This window comes from Tistrella arctica (genome assembly GCF_039630945.1).
GTDB classification, from domain to species: Bacteria; Pseudomonadota; Alphaproteobacteria; order Tistrellales; family Tistrellaceae; genus Tistrella; species Tistrella bauzanensis.
Genome location: NZ_JBBKTV010000016.1, coordinates 69,771 through 85,616, shown reverse-complemented (window position 1 = coordinate 85,616; position 15,846 = coordinate 69,771). Strand labels below are relative to the sequence as shown.

The 15,846-nt window shown below is 65.6% G+C and carries 3 protein-coding genes; 2 read left to right on the top strand and 1 reads right to left on the bottom strand.

What is annotated here, in order from left to right:
- Nucleotides 1-14,353: DUF4347 domain-containing protein (locus tag WG924_RS25820; protein ID WP_345935913.1), on the bottom strand; the 14,353-nt coding region annotated here is incomplete at its 3' end.
- A gap of 467 nt (nt 14,354-14,820) precedes the next feature.
- Here WG924_RS25820 and WG924_RS25815 point away from each other — a divergent pair.
- Both WG924_RS25815 and WG924_RS25810 read left to right on the top strand, forming a co-directional pair.
- Nucleotides 14,821-15,144 (top strand): DUF6916 family protein, encoded by a 324-nt coding sequence (locus WG924_RS25815; RefSeq protein ID WP_345935912.1) that lies wholly within the window; start codon nt 14,821-14,823, stop codon nt 15,142-15,144.
- Between the two features lie 99 nt (nt 15,145-15,243).
- The gene (locus WG924_RS25810) at nt 15,244-15,837 is read left to right on the top strand and encodes a phage tail protein (RefSeq protein WP_345935911.1); all 594 of its coding nucleotides are present in this window, start codon (nt 15,244-15,246) and stop codon (nt 15,835-15,837) included.
- Nucleotides 15,838-15,846 lie beyond the last annotated feature (9 nt).

The following is a 15,846-nucleotide window of genomic DNA, read 5'->3' as shown; positions in this document are numbered from 1 at the left end:
CGCTGGTCGCGGACAAAGTCCCGCTGCCGACCGCGAAGGTCACGGTCACGATGCCCGAGCCGGCATCGATATCGCTGATCGAGATGCCGGTCAGCGCGGTCACCGTGTCTTCGGTCACCGCAATGCTGGCCGGCGCGGTCAGATCGGGGGCGTCATTCACCGCCGCAACCGCGAGCGTCACCGTGGCGGTGTCGGTCTTGGCACCGCCCGAGCCGCTGTTGCCGCTGTCATCGACATCGATCGAGAGCGTGACGTCGCCATTGGCGTTGGCATCCGGCGTGAAGGTCAGCGCTCCGCCTGAGATGAAGGCGTTGATGTCGCTGACCGTGCCGGTCAGCGTCAGCGCGCTCGCGGTGCCGCCGACGGTGATGTCGGCGGTTCCGGTCGCGGCAAGCGCACCCTCGCCCACCGTGAAGGTCACGGTCACCGTGCCACTTGCGGCATCCGCGTCCGTGATCGAAATGCCGGTGAGCGGGGTTTCGGTGTCTTCGGTCACATCGATGGAGGCCGGCGCCGTCAGCGCCGGCGCGTCATTCACCGCGGTCACCGTCAAGGCGAAGCTCTGGCCGCTGACGGTGAGACCGTTCGTGTCCTTCACCGAGAAGCCGAAACTGTCCGAGGTGGTTTCCGAGCCGTCATGCTCGTAAGTTACCAACCCGTCATCGATATCCTGCTGGGTGAAGGTATCGCCGGTCGCGAGCGCCACGCCATCGAGCTTCAGTGTGCCGGCAGGCGGCGGCGTGGTCAGGGTATAGGTGATGTCGGCGGCATCGGGATCTTCCACATCGGAAGACGACAGCATCGCCGCGGTGATGGTGGTCGAACCGCCTTCGTCCACCGTCGTGCCGGTGTTGGTGTCCACCGTCGGCGCGGAGTCGACCTCGATGGTGCGCTCGAACGCGGTGCTGGTCTGGGTTGGCGTATCGCCGCTGTCGTCGGTGACGGTGATCGTCACCACCCGGTCGCCGGCGGGCATCGTCGCCGACGCGCCGGTATAGAGATAGGCCGCCCCCTGAAGCACCGTCTGGTAATCGGCCAGCGACGCCGTGCCCGACAGCGTCAGCGTGCCGGTGCTGGCATTGAAGTTGTAGCTGATGCCATGGTCGTTGGCGTAATTCGCCGCCGGCACGAACAGGCCCATATAATCGGATGTCCCGCCCGGACGGGTGGTGAGCGTCAGCACCACGCTGGTCAGCATGGTCGAGTCGACATCGCTCAGCGCCGCCGAGCCGACCACCGCCACGGCGGCACCGCCTGCCTGGTAGACCGGCGAGGCCGACAGGTCGGTGATGACCGGTGCGTCGTTCACCGGGGTGACGTCGAGCGTGATCGTGGCACTGTCGGTCTGGGCACCGCCCGAGCCGCTGAAGCCGCCATCGTCGATGGCCACCGTCAGGACGACATCGGTCGTATCGTTCGCCGCCGTGGTGAAGCCGACATTGCTCGCCGCGATGAAGGCATTGATATCGGTGATGCTGCCGGTCAGGGTCAGCGCCGAGGCGGTGCCGCCGACGGTGACGCCGCTGCCTGACGTCGCGGCAAGCGTGCCGGACGCGACCGACAGGGTCACGGTGACCACCGACGAGCCGGCATCGACATCCGCGAACGAGATGCCGGTGAGCGCGCTTGCGACATCCTCGGTGACTGCGATCGTCGCACTGTCGGGCGCGGTGATCACGGGGGCGTCGTTCACCGCGGTGACCGCGAGAGTGATGGTGTCGCTGTCGGTCAGCGCCCCACCCGTGCCCGTGTTGCCGTCGTCATTCACCGTCACCGTCATGGTCACATCGGCGGTCGCGTCCGCGGCCGTGGTGAATGTGACGTTCTCGGCCGAGATGAAGGCGTTGATGTCGGTGATGGTGCCGGTCAGCGTGCAGGTATTGGCGGTGCCGCCGACAGTGACGCCGGCATCCGATGTGGCAGAAATGGTGCCGGACCCGCTTGGAACGTGGAACGTCACCGTCACGACGCCTGTGCCGGCATCGATATCCGACACCGAAACGCCGGTGATCGCCGAGGCAATGTCCTCGGTCACGTTGATCGAGAGCGGCACGGTCACCACCGGGGCATCATTGGTGGCGATGATGCCGATCGTGGTCACGACGGTGCCGATGAGCGCACCACCCTTGCCCTGATCGCCGCTGTTGCCGTCATTCAACGACCAGAGGATGTCGACGCTGTCCGGCGGCGTGTCGCTGCCATTGGCATAGGCGATCTGCTGAGCGACCTGATTGACCAGCGCCGCCGTTGCATCGGCGTTGAAGGTCAGGACGAGCTGGCCGCCGGAATTGGTCGTCACCGTGCCGACGACGACGCCACCGACCGTGATGTCACCGCTCTCGACCAGCGCCGACAGCGTGCCGCCGGAGACCGCCGAGAATGCGTCATCCGTCGACGTGCCGCCATCCCGCGTGAGGGTGAGAGTGGCCCCCGCATAGCTGTCGGCCGCATCCAGTTCAACGTCGGCGATGCGGATGTCGGCACCGATGGCCGTGGCATCGCCATCCTCGATGTGGTCGTCGATACCGACGCCACCGACGAAATTGCCGTCCGCATCGATCCTGGCGGTGAAGACCTCACCGGTCGAGATGTCGACCGGGCCGGCCAGGACCATGCCACCGTCGGCGCGCAGGCCGATATTCCACGCGGTCAGATCACGATCGGCCAGCTCGGCGAGCTGCAATTCGCCACCGGTCCCGAAGCCTGAGTCGAGCGCGCCATCATCACCGACCCGGATCAGGGTCGACACCGTCTCGCCGCCGACACTGCGGGTGGTGAGGATCACCATCTCGTCGGCCGCGGTCATGAACGCGTCATTCTTGGTGGTCGACGACAGATTGAGCTGGCCCGCCGTGCCATAGCCGGTGTCGGTCGACCCGTCGGTGTTCAGGCGCCAGATCGTCGTGGCAAACGGCACGGTCGCGACGAAGCCGACCGCGACCACCTTGCCGTCGGACTGGACGAAGACGTCTTCGATCGTGGTCAACGATCCGCTGTCGCCGAGTTCGACCACACCACCCGTGCCGAAGCCGGTATCAAGGCTGCCATCGGCGTTCAGCCGGATCAGGGCGCCTCCCAGATCGGTGTTGCCGCCGACGATCAGCTTGCCATCGGTCTGGGGTGTGATGACAAAACCCCAGTCGAGCCCGCCCAGATCGATATCGACGACGCCGTCGCCACCGCCGAAGCCGGTATCGAGTGTGCCATCCGCGTCGAACCGCATCAGGAGGAAATTGTTGTTGGTATTGCCGGTGACGAGAATGTCGCCCGACACATCGATGGCGACCGCGCGCGCCTGGCCGTTACTGCCCGGGATGGCGGTCGTGGCGATGCCATCGGTGCCAAAGCTGGTATCGAGCGATCCGTCGGTGTTGTAGCGGACCAGCGTCACCGGACCACTGCCCGAAGCCGGACGGCCCATCACCACCAGTTTGCCGTCGGCCTGAATTGCGGCATCGACCGGGATGATCGAACTGCCGAGGTCGGTGGTTACGCCGCCATCGCCGTCGAAGCTGGTGTCGAGCGTGCCATCGGCGTTGTAGCGCGCGACCTGGAACGTATATGGCACGGCGTCATAGCCGATGACGTAATAGCGGCCATCGGCAAGGGTAATCACCTCGATGCTCGACACCGGGCCGTTGCCGGCATCACCGGTGCTGATCGCATCGGGCAGATCCACGATCTCCGGCGCGTCATTCACCGGCTGGATATCGAGCGTGACGGTGCCGCTGTCGGCCAGCGCCCCACCGGCGCCGGTGTTGCCGCCATCATCGACGGTAACCGTCAGGGTCACGTCGTCGACGGCATTCCCGGCGGTGGTGTACGACACACCTTCGGCCGCGATGAAGGCATTGATATCGGTGATCGACCCGGTGAGGGTCAGGGCGGTGTCGGTGCCGCCGACCGTGACGCCCGAACCGCTGCTGGCGGTGAGCGTGCCCGCGCCGATGGCGAAGGTGACCGTCACGATGCCGCCGGCGGCATCGACATCGGCGATGGTGATGCCGGTGACGGCCGAGGCCACATCCTCGGTCACGGCAATCGTGCCGCTGCCCGGAAGGGTCAGCACCGGCGCGTCGTTGGCGGCTGCGATCCGGATCGTCGAGATCACCGAGCCCGACAAGGCGGGGCCGGTCCCCTGCGCGCCGGTATTGCCGTCATTCAGCGTCCAGGCCAGATCGACCGAAGCCGGCGGCGTGTCGTTGGTGGTGGCATAACCGATCTGTTGCGCGGCCTCGTTCACCAGGTTGTAGGTGGCGTTGGCATTGAACACCAGCACCAGCGTTCCGCCGGCATTGGTCACGACCGTGCCGATGGTGACGCCGTCGACGACCAGGGCGTCGCCTTCGACCAGCGCGCCCAGCGTGCCGCCCGACACGGCACCGAAAGTGTCGTCGCCATTCGCGCCGCCATCGCGGGTGATGGTCAGCGTGGCGCCGTCATAATTGTTGCCAGCGGCCAGTTCGGCATCATACAGGTCGATATAAGGGTCGACGGCCGTGAAGCCGCCATCCTCGACATGGACCCGGTCGCCGAAGCCGTCGATCGCGACACCGTTGGCATCGAAATGGCCGGCGAAGATCTCTGCATCACCGCAGCCACATCCAATATAAAGTCCGCCGATCAGCAGATTGCCGTCGGCATCCGTGCTGATGGCAGTACCAAGGAAGGCGCGCGTCGCATCACCCAGGACCAGGCGGCCATCCGTGCCGAAGGTCATGTCCTGCTGGCCATCGGTGCCGATGCGCAAGATGATGGCCAGCGGCTCGACGGCGTCGAGATCATAGGCGACCGCAACGACGCTGCCATCGTCGAGCATGGTGAAGGATGTCGCAATCAGCCCTGGGAACGCAGCCCAGCCACTGGTGCCGAAGCTGGTATCCACCGTACCGGTGGAGTCGAGCCGATACAGGAACGCAGCATATCCGCCGGGGCCGGCAATCGTGCCGGCCACGATGATGCCACCATCCGCCTGGATCATCACCGACCGGGTGATCTCGATCGCTTCGCTGTCGCCAAAGGTGACCGTGCCACCCGTGCCGAAGCCGGTGTCGAGGGTGCCGTCAGCGGCATAGCGCTGCACGATCACGTCGTCATCGACCATCCCGACCACGACGATGCTGCCATCCGCCTGAACGGTCACGCCGGTAAAGAGTTCGTCTCCCCCCGCATCATACTGAACAAGGGTGAATGTCAGGTCGATCTCGCCTGCGCTCGTCAGGCGGACAATGACGCCATCCGTCTCGCCAGTGCCGCTGTCGATCTGGCCACCGGTGAGCAGAATCCGCCCACTATCGTCGAGCGTCATGTCGGCGACGATCAGGCCTGGTCCGCCCTGCGCGAATGACGGGTCGCGCGTCCCGCTGGTGTCGAACCGCAGGATGAGCGATCCACTGATCGTGCCGTCATCAAAGGTCGACGCAACCACCAGACTGCCATCCGCCTGCACGACCGCATCGATGGGTGAGATGTCCGTCCCGTCGTCGCTCAGTGTGGCGATGCCATTGGTGCCGTAACTGGTATCGAGTTCACCTGCAGCGGTATAGCGCGCGATGATCACCTCACTCGACGTGCCATCGGTATCGGCGCCGATCTGATAATACCCGCCCGAGGGAATCGGGATGATGATCGGATTGCCGTCGATGCCACCCGGATTGTCGTCGACGACGACGCCATCCGGCAGCGTGTCGATATCCGGGGCGTCGTTCACCGGATCAACGGTGATGACGATCACCTCGGACGCGGTTTCCGGGGCAGGACCGGTGTTGCCGAGGTCGTCGATCGTGACCGTCAGGTTCACATCGCCCGTGTCATCGGGATCCGTCTGATAGGTCACCTCGCCATTGGCGATGAAGGTATTGATATCGGCGATCGACCCGCTCAGCACGATGGTCTGCGAGTCCGTGGCCGTGACCGTGACCCCAGAGCCGGATGTCGCCGACAGGACACCATAATCGACCGCGAATTCGACCTCGACCGTGGCGCTGCCCGCGTCGGCGTCCGAGAACGAGATGCCGGTGATCGGGGTTTCGGTGTCTTCGACCACCGAGAGCGTGCCACCACCCGGGACGGTGATCGCCGGTACATCATTGACGGCTGTGATCGCGATCGCGCTGGTCATGGTGCCGGTGGCCGATCCGCCCGTACCCTGGGCACCGGAATTACCGTCATCCACCGTCCAGACCAGATCCACCGTCGCAGGTGGGGTATCGCTGCCATTGGCATAGGCCACCTGGCGCAGCGCCTCATTCACCAGCGCGCGGGTCGCGGCGGCATTCAGCGACAGCACCAGCGTGCCGGCAGAATTCGTCACCACCGTACCGATGGTGGTGCCGGAGACGACCAGGGCCTCGCCCTCGGTCAGGGCATCCAGGCTGCCGCCGTCAGCGGCTGAGAATTCATCCTGGCCGTCGGCGCTGCCGTCGCGCGACAGGGTCACGGTGAAGCCATCGAGCGTGTCGGCATCGCCCAGATCGACATCGTCGATCGCGATGGTGGGCGCAATAACCACCGGCGTGCCGTTTTCGGTGTAGTCGACAGGCGCGGCTCCCTCGATGGCCTGGCCGCTGGCATCGAAGCGGGCAAAGAGCAGCGCGCTGTCTGCGCCAAGCGTCTCGCCCAGATAGGCGCCGCCCAGAAGGATGTCGCCAGTACTGGCATTCACCTGAAGCGACGTGCCGGCCACATTGTAGCCGATGCCGCCGATCCGGATTTCGCCGCCGCGCCCGAAATCGCCATCGGGAAGCCCGTCGGCGGTATAGCGCAACAGCGCCGCCGAAAGCACACCATCGTCATTGATCGTGCCGGTCACCAGGATGCCGCCATCCGGGGCAAAGGCGAAGGACAGACCGTCCATCGCCGGGCCGGTGATCGACCCGTCGGTGCCGAAGCTGGTATCGAGTGCGCCGTCGCTGGTGAAGCGCCAGATCATCGGTGTCGGCGCCAGCGGATTGTCACCCTGGGTGGGCACGGCGAGCAGAATGCTGCCATCGGCCTGGAGGCCGAGCAGTGCGTCGTAGCTGGCATCGACGGTGCTGTCGATCACCGTATAGCCGACGGTGGCGAAGCTGGTGTCGAGCGTGCCATCGGCGTTCTGGCGGAACACGATCAGATCGTCGCCCCGGCGCGCGACGGTAACGATCTTGCCGTCAGGCTGGATGATCGAGTCGAGACCCACCTCATTGCCGGCAATATCGCCGCTGGCGTCGAGCTTGGCTTCAAAGACACCATCGGCGCTGAAGCGATAGATGAAGGTCGCGCGCAGGCCGGCGGTGGGCGTGCCCTGGGTGGTGACGAAGATCTTGCCGGCGCTGTCGATCTCGATATCGGCGCCCACAAGGTCATAGCTGGCATCGGTCATGATCGCCGGGCCGAAGCTTGCATCGACCGTGCCATTGGTGGCCACGCGGAACAGGCCCACATCGCCATCGGCGGAATGGGCGGCGATCAGAAGCTGGCCATCGGCCTGCACCGTCACCGCATCCAGCACACTGCCGGCGAAAAAGGCAACGCCACCGGTGCCATAGCTCTGGTCGAGCGCACCATCGGCGTCATAGCGATAGATCAGCACATTGTTGTCGGCATCCGGGCCGTCCGTGCGGATGCTGACGGCATAATAGCCGCCATCCGGCGCATCCAGCACCAGCAACGGGCTGAACAGCGGCTCCAGGGCCGGCGCCAGCGTCACGCCGTCATCGACCGTATAAACATCCGGCGCGTCGTTCACCGGGGTGACCGTGACGGCGATACTGGCGGTGTCGGTCTCGGGTACGGCGGCATCCTGATCGCTGACCGACACGTCCAGGGTGACGGCCTGGGTGGCGTTCGGGGCGGTGCGGAAGGTGACATTGCCAGCGGCAATGAAATCGTTGAGATCGGCCATGCTGCCGGTCAGCCGGATGCTATGACCCTCGGCGACCACATCGACATCGGCCGTGCCGGTTGCCGCGAACGAGCCACTATCGGCCGTGATGATCAGCAGATAATCCTGCCCGGCATCATCGGCATCCGCGATCGAGATGCCGGTGAGCGGGCTATCGGTGTCCTCGGACACCGTCAGCGTGGCGGGCGCCGTCAGCACCGGCGCCTCGTTATTGGCCACGACCGCCAGTTCCGCGGTGGCGGCATCGCTTGAGAACGCCGTGGTGCCGCCATCGGTCGACGTATCGGCGGTGGACCGGCTGGCGCCGCTGGTTGCGGTGCCGGAGGTCTGGTCCCAGGCCTTGAAGTTGATGGTGGCGGTTTCCGGGTTCACGCCATCCGGCGTGTAGCGGAGTTGAGCGGTCGCGCCAAGCAGCAGCGCCGCCGATCCCGACACGGTTCCGACCGAGAACCAGTTGGTGCCGTCGGTGGTGTAGGCCCAGGTGCCGTTGCCGGTCAGGCCGGTGATCGCAATCCCCGACAGCGCGCCGGTATCGACATCGCCATAACCGGCATCGGTCAGCAGATCGGAGATCGTCACCGGATCCGACCTCGTCTCGCGGTCGGTGCCGGTCAGGGTCACGTCGTCGGGCGAGATGACGGGCGCATCGTTGACCGAGGTGACCGTGATCGTCGCGTCGGCTTCCTGGAACGAGAACGCGGTCAGCCCGCCGGACGTGGTGATGTTATAGGTCGAGCGGGTGGCACCATCGGCGGCCGTGCCCTCGGTCTGGTCCCAGCCCTTGAAGGTGAGGCTGGCGGACTCGCCATTGTCGCCATCCGGGACATAGCGCAGTTGCGCGTCCGGCTTGAGCAGCAGCGCCGCACCCCACGACACGGCGCCGACATCGAACCAGTTGGCGCCGCTGTCGGTGGAATACTGCCAGGTGCCGTTACCGGCCGAACCGGTCAGCGCGATGCCGCCCGCCGACGCCCCGATGTCGGCATCATCATAGCCGGCATCGGTGAGCAGGTCCGAGACCGTGATCACAGCGGAGGTCGTGTCTTCATCCGTGCCGGTCAATGGCACGTCATCAGGTGAGATGGAGGGCGAGTCATTGACATCGGTGAGGACGATGGTCGCCGTCGCCACATTGGCCGAGAACGCGGTGCTGCCACCGTTCGTGGCGGTGTTCGCCCGGAACTGGGTGGAACCGTTTGTGGCTGTGCCGCTGGTCTGGTCCCAGGCCCGGAACGAGATGGTCGCGGTTTCGCCATTCTCGAAATCGGGGACGTAGCGCAGAGATGCCGAGGCATCGAGCAGGATCGCCGAGCTTCCCGACACGGCCGAGATCTGGAACCAGTTGGTGCCATCCGTGGTGTACTGCCAGATGCTGTTGCCGGTGACACCGGTGATCGCGATGCCGGACAGGGCGCCAGTGTCGGCGTCGCTATAGCCGGCATCGGTCAACAGATCGGCAATCGCGATCGTGCCGGTCCCGGTCTGTTCGGTGCCATCCGGCAGGTCGATGCCGTCGCCCGAAATCACCGGCGCGTCCTGCACCGCCGTCACCGACAGCGTCACCGTGTCGCTGTCGGTCTGCGCGCCGCCGGAGCCGGTATTGCCGCCATCATCGATCCCGACGGTCAGCGTGACATCGGCCGTGGCATTGGCAGCGGTGGTGAAGCTCACCCCGCTGGCCGCGATGAAGCTGTTGATGTTGGCGATGGTGCCGGTCAGCGTCAGCGCCGAGGCCGTACCGCCCACCGTGACGCTGCCGCCCGACGTCGCCGCCAGCGCGCCCGATGCCACCGACAGGGTGACGACGACAGTGCCGGAGCCGACATCCACATCGGCGAAGGCGATGCCGGTCAGCGCCGTGGCCACATCCTCGGTCACGGCGATCGATCCGGGCACGGTGACGACCGGCGCGTCGTTGACCGAGGTCACCGTGATCGTCGCATCCGCCTGCTGGAACGAGAACGCGGTCAGGCCGCCGGCGGTGGTAATGTTATAGGTCGAGCGGGTGGCGCCGTCGGCGGCCGTGCCCTGGGTCTGGTCCCAGCCCTTGAAGGTCAGGCTGGCGGACTCGCCATTGTCGCCATCCGGGACATAGCGTAGTTGCGCATCCGGCTTGAGCAGCAGGGCCGTGCCCCACGCCACGCTGCCGACATCGAACCAGTTGGCGCCGCTGTCGGTGGAATACTGCCAGGTGCCGTTGCCGGCCGAACCGGTCAGCGCGATGCCACCCGCCGACGCCCCGTTGTCGACATCGCCATAGCCGGCATCGGTGAGCAGATCCGACACCGTGACCACAGCGGAGGTGGTGTCCTCATCCGTGTCGGTCAATGGTACGTCATCAGGGGAGATCGAGGGCGCGTCATTGAGATCGGTGAGGACGATGGTCGCCGTCGCGACGTTGGCCGAGAACGCGCTGCTGCCACCGTTCGTGGCGGTGTTCGCCCGGAACTGGGTGGAACCGTTTGTGGCTGTGCCGCTGGTCTGGTCCCAGGCCCGGAACGAGATGGTCGCGGTTTCGCCATTCTCGAAATCGGAGACATAGCGCAGAGACGCCGAGGCACTGAGCAGGATCGCCGAGCCGTCCGACACGGCCGAGATCTGGAACCAGTTGGTGCCATCCGTGGTGTATTGCCAGACGCTGTTGCCGGTGACACCGGTGATCGCGATGCCCGACAGGGCGCCAGTGTCGGCGTCGCTATAGCCGGCGTCGGTCAGCAGATCGGCAATCGCGATCGTGCCGGTCCCGGTGTGCTCGGTGCCATCCGGCAGGTCGATGCCGTCGCCTGAAATCACCGGTGCGTCGTTCACCGCCGCCAGATTGATCGTCAGCGTGTCGCTGTCGGTCAGCGTGCCGCCGGTGCCGGTATTGCCCTGGTCGCTGATACCGATCGAGATTGTGCGGTTACCGGTGACATTGGCCGGTGGCGTGAAGTTGAGATTACCCGCCTCACCGAGATAAGCATTGATCGCCGCCACCGTACCGGTCAGCGTCAGACCATTGGCGGTGCTGCCGACCGTGACATCGGTCGTGGTGCCGATGCTGCCCAGCGTGCCGTCGGTGCTGGTGATGGTCACGACGACGGGGCTGGTGCCGGCATCGGCATCCGAGACTGTGATATAGGTCGAGGTGAGGTTGAACACCGTGTCTTCGGTGCCCGAGACCGAGGAACCGGCCGGCAGGGTGATCACCGGCGCATCGTTCACCGGTGTCGTGGTCACGTCGAAGGTATGCGGAACCGAATCCGACAAGCCTGAGCCCTGGCTGAGCACGAAGGTGAAGCTGCCGGCGCTTTCGCCGCCGTCATGCTCGACGGTGATCAGCCCGTCGTCGATATCCTTCTGCGTGAAGGTGCCGTTGGACGCCAGGTCGACGCCATCGCGATAGACCGTGAGGCCATTGGTGCCGGTCAACGTATAGGTGACGCTATCGGCCGCGTCAAAATCGTCCGTGGCCTGCAGCATCGCGGTGGTGATGGTGTCCGATCCGCCTTCGGCAACGGTGGCGCCGGTGTTGGTCGCAACCGTCGGTGCCACGTCGATGCCAATGGTCAGGTCGAAGGTGCCGACCTGATCATTGGCATCGGTGACGGTGTAGCGGAGGGTGCGGTCGGCCGGGTCTATATTGGCCGGGGTTGAGGTGTTCTGGTACTGGACCTGGCGAAGAAGGGTCTGATAGGCATCGAGCGACGCGGTGCCGGTGAAGGTCAGGGTTTTTGTGCTCGTATTGTAGCTGATGGAGATACTGGGGTCGGTGGCCGTGATTCTCGGGCGTTCGGCAAATCCATCCGGGGAGCTGACCAGTTGCACCGTCGCCGACGTCATCGTCGCGGTATCATCGATGAGGAACAGATCGGGTGCGACCGTCACATAGCCGCTGCCGGGGGTATAGACATAGGGTTCGGCGGCGAGCGCCGGCGCATCGTCATCAAGGCTGGTGACGGCGATGCCGCTGCCGATGAGTTCGTCGGAGGTGGCGCCATCGGCATCGGTGACGGTGGCGCGGAGGATGCGCGACCCGGCGGCCGTGGGGGTATAGGCCGATCCGGTATTACCCCAGGTGGGCGCATCCGCGGTGGATGAATAGGTGATGGTGCGCAGCGCCGCCTGCATCTGTGCCGCCGTGCCGCTGCCGGTCAGCGTCAGGACCAGCGCGCCGCCCTCCATCGCCACGCTGGAGGTGTAAGGCCCGGGTGCGGTGATCGCGAGAACGTCGCCATCACGCGCATTGGCAATCCAGACCCGCGCCGAGGTGATCAGGTCGCCATCATCATCGGCCACCGTAACGACCGGCAGGATGACAGTGGGGGCATTGCCCTCGGTCCAGAACACGGTCTGCGGGCCACCCAGCACAGGGGTGGTATCGTTCACCAGCTCGACCGCGCCGATATCGATGGCGCTGCCGGACACGCGTGTGCCGCCGCGCTGGTCGGTGGCGGGCGCCCCCGAAATCGACGGATTGCCGGCATCGATCGCCGAGCTGCCCGAGCCCGGCAGCATGGTCGGCGTGGCGCCGCCATTGTCCTGCAACGTGCCCAGAACCGGGTCGGTGGTCTTGTCGGTGCCGGCCGCCGTCCAGCCGCCCGAGGCGACGCTGTTGTTGTAATAGATGTTATAGCCGCCATTGCTGACGGAGCCGCCGGTGACATTGATGCCCCGGCCGGTGTTGTTGGCGAAGATTGAATGGGTGATCGCCAGGCTGCCGCCATAGCTGTCGATGGTGCCGTTGAACGAGCCGGCGGTCGAGACATTGCCCGCGAAGGTGCTGTGCGACACGGCCAGGGTGAGGCTGTTCTCGATCGCGCCGCCATACTGGGCGGAATTACCCGAGAAGGTGCTGTTCACGACCTCGGCAGTGCTGGCGGTGGTGCCCTCCATATTGATGGCGCCGCCCTGGCTACTCGCGGTGTTGCCCGAGAAGGTCGAGCGCGTGATCGAGATATCGTAGACATGGCCGGATTTGAAGAAGACAGCGCCGCCATATGACGCCGTCGTGTTCCCGGAAAAATAGCTCGTGTCGATATTGACAGCCATATCGCCGGCCGTGTCGCCAACGATCATGAGCGCGCCGCCGCCCTCGGTGCTCGACCCTGATGTGCCCTCGTTCTGGTCGAAGGTCGATCCGGAGACCGTGACCGTGCCCAAACCGCTTCGGACCCAGACCGCCCCGCCCGCCAGTGCCGTGCTGTCGCTGAAGGTCGCATCCGTGATGGTCAGCGACCCGGTGCCCGTCACACCGTCGTCGAAATAGACCGCGCCGCCCCGGACACCCTGGTTGGACGAAAACGTCACGCGCTCGATGGTGAGGGAATGGTTGGCGTTGGAGACGAACGAGATCGCGCCGCCATTGCCGCTGTTGTCAGCCGAGGTGTTGTTACCCCCGCTCAGCGCCAGATCCTGGAAGGTGGCGGTGGCATTGCTGACAGCGAACAGGGCGTCATTGCTGATCGACGTGCCGGTGATGCTGCGGATATCGCCGGTCGATGACTTGACGATGACCGTATCGGTGATGGTGTTGAAACCGGCGGTGGTGGAGATGTCGGCGGTGATGTCGATGGTGTCGGTGCCGCCGGCGGCATTGGCGTTGGTGATCGCGGTGTTCAACTGACTGGCATTGGCGGCGGTGAAGGTCGCCAGAATGCCGTCATAGCCGGCCTGGGCCTCGGCGGTCAGCGCAATGGTGGTCTCGATCGTGCCGGTGGCCACCTCAAGCTGCCAGTCGCCATGGCGGCCGCCATCATTGGCGGTGATGCCCCCGGTGGCGTCATCCGAGGCCGCGACATCGGCGCCGGTCAGCTCGGACAGCCGGCCCAGGAACACCGAGCCCTCGGGGCCGCCAGCGACATCGCAGCCATAGAGCAGGATATCGGCGCCTTCGGCCAGCCCGGCGCCGATCGCCGCCAGATCGCCGGCATGATCCTCGATCGTGCGGTCCGACAAGGCGGTCGCGCCGATCCAGATCTCGCCGACATTGCCTTCGGAAATGATGTGGATGGCATCGACCGCGCCCGACTGCGCGGCAACCCAGTCGGCGATCTGCGCCAGCCCGTCTTCGCCTGCATCCAGCACCACGATCTCGACATCGGCGGCCAGGCCGGCCGCCAGGGTCTGCCAACCGTCGACCCGGGTGTCGATGAACGCCACCTCGCGCCGGTCGGCGGCGGCGGCCGGCGCCGCGCCGTCAACCGCGCCGGCATCGGCGTCGTCCTGATCATCGGCAGGCGTGGTGTCGACCAGTGCCGCACTATCGTCATGGGAGGTGTCATGCGCCGTGGCATCGGTATCGGGGCGCAGCGCGGCGGCGGCATCCTGTGCCGCCTGATCCTGAAGCGCCTCGGCCGCCGTGGCGACGCCGGCAGCATCGAACATCATCCGCGGTTCCAGCGCCTGCGCCAGCGATACCCGCCGACCGGGGCGCCGTGGCGCCAGCGTGTTGCGGCCAGCCTGATCACCCCGACGACGAAAGCGACGCATGATTACCGTCCCCCGAACCCATAACGGGTCAGCCGCATCGTCGATGAAGCCCGACCACTGTGTTGGCATCCCCTGAGCCATCGCGTCGGACCACGATCAGTCACATGCGATGGCAGGCGCTCCGCGCTTTTTTCAGGCGCAGGCGTCATTTCCCGGATTTTGGTTAAGCTAGCTGAACCATTTGGGCAGCGGAAGCAGCATCGCACGCGTCACCCGGCGCGTGACGGGGTTCAGCCCGTTGATTCCGCATGTTTTTGAACACTGCCAATGACTTGATCAACGTCAACGGCCGTTAACCATGCGCGGGCGCGGCGGGCGAGACTCCTGTCGTGATCCGTGCCACAGTACACACGTGCGGCAACCGAGGGGCGAAACGGCGCGTATCTGCCATCCTGCAATTGCAACCTGTGCAGGCGCGGAGCTCTGCTCCAGCCCAGCCGTTCTGACTTGACTCATCGGGAAACAGAATGTTCGAGAATTTTACCTACGAGACCTTCGCGCCCCATGTCGGCACCGAGTTTCACGTCCGGCTGCCGCAAGGAAACCTGCCGCTCACTCTGGTTACGGCACGTCCCGGCGTGCAGGCGATGCTGACCGGCATGCGCCGGATGGGGTTCAGCCTGCTGTTCCGGGGGCCGGCGCAGTTCTATCTGCCGGCCAACAGTTACGACATCGCCCATCCGCGGCTGGGGCTGCTGAAGATGATGTTCGTCTGCCCGGTGATCGCGCCGATCGACCCGGCCACCGGCCGGCCGGTTCAGGCCAACCACTATGAAGCGATTTTCAACTGACCGTCCCGTCCGGACCGCCACAGCCTGCGGGTCCGGACGGCCACGACTGCACGACGCCGCCATCAAGAAACCGGAACATGACGAGGACGGAGGCAGATCATGGATTCACCTTTTATCGCCAGCATCGTGCCCTGGGCACCGGATTTCGCGCCGCGTGGCTGGGCCTATTGCCGGGGCCAGCTTCTGGCGATCTCTCAGTATCAGTCGGTCTTTGCGCTGATCGGCACCACCTATGGGGGCAATGGCAGCACCACCTTCGCCCTGCCCAATCTGCAAAGCCGCACACCGGTGGGTACGGGCCACGGCCCGGGCCTGCCCGTGGTGTCGCTGGGTGAAGCGGCGGGTACCGAAACCTCGACCATGACCACCGCCAACATGCCCGCGCATATCCACAGCGCCTTCCCGCAGATGACGGCCTCCATCGGCCTGTCCAGCGCGCCGGCCACAGCGTCGGACCCGGTGGGCAAGACCCTGGCGACCGCATCGGTGCGCATCGGCTCCGGCCCCGGCGCCCAGACCTTCCCGGTGCTCAATTATGCCGCCGGCACGGCCGACGCCGCCCTGACCACCACCGTGGACGGCACGATCGGCCTTGCCGATACCGGCGGGTCACAGTCCTTCCCGATCATCCAGCCCTATCAGGCATTGCATTTCATTTTCGCCATGACCGGCATCTTCCCGCCGCGCAGTTGACGCGCCAGT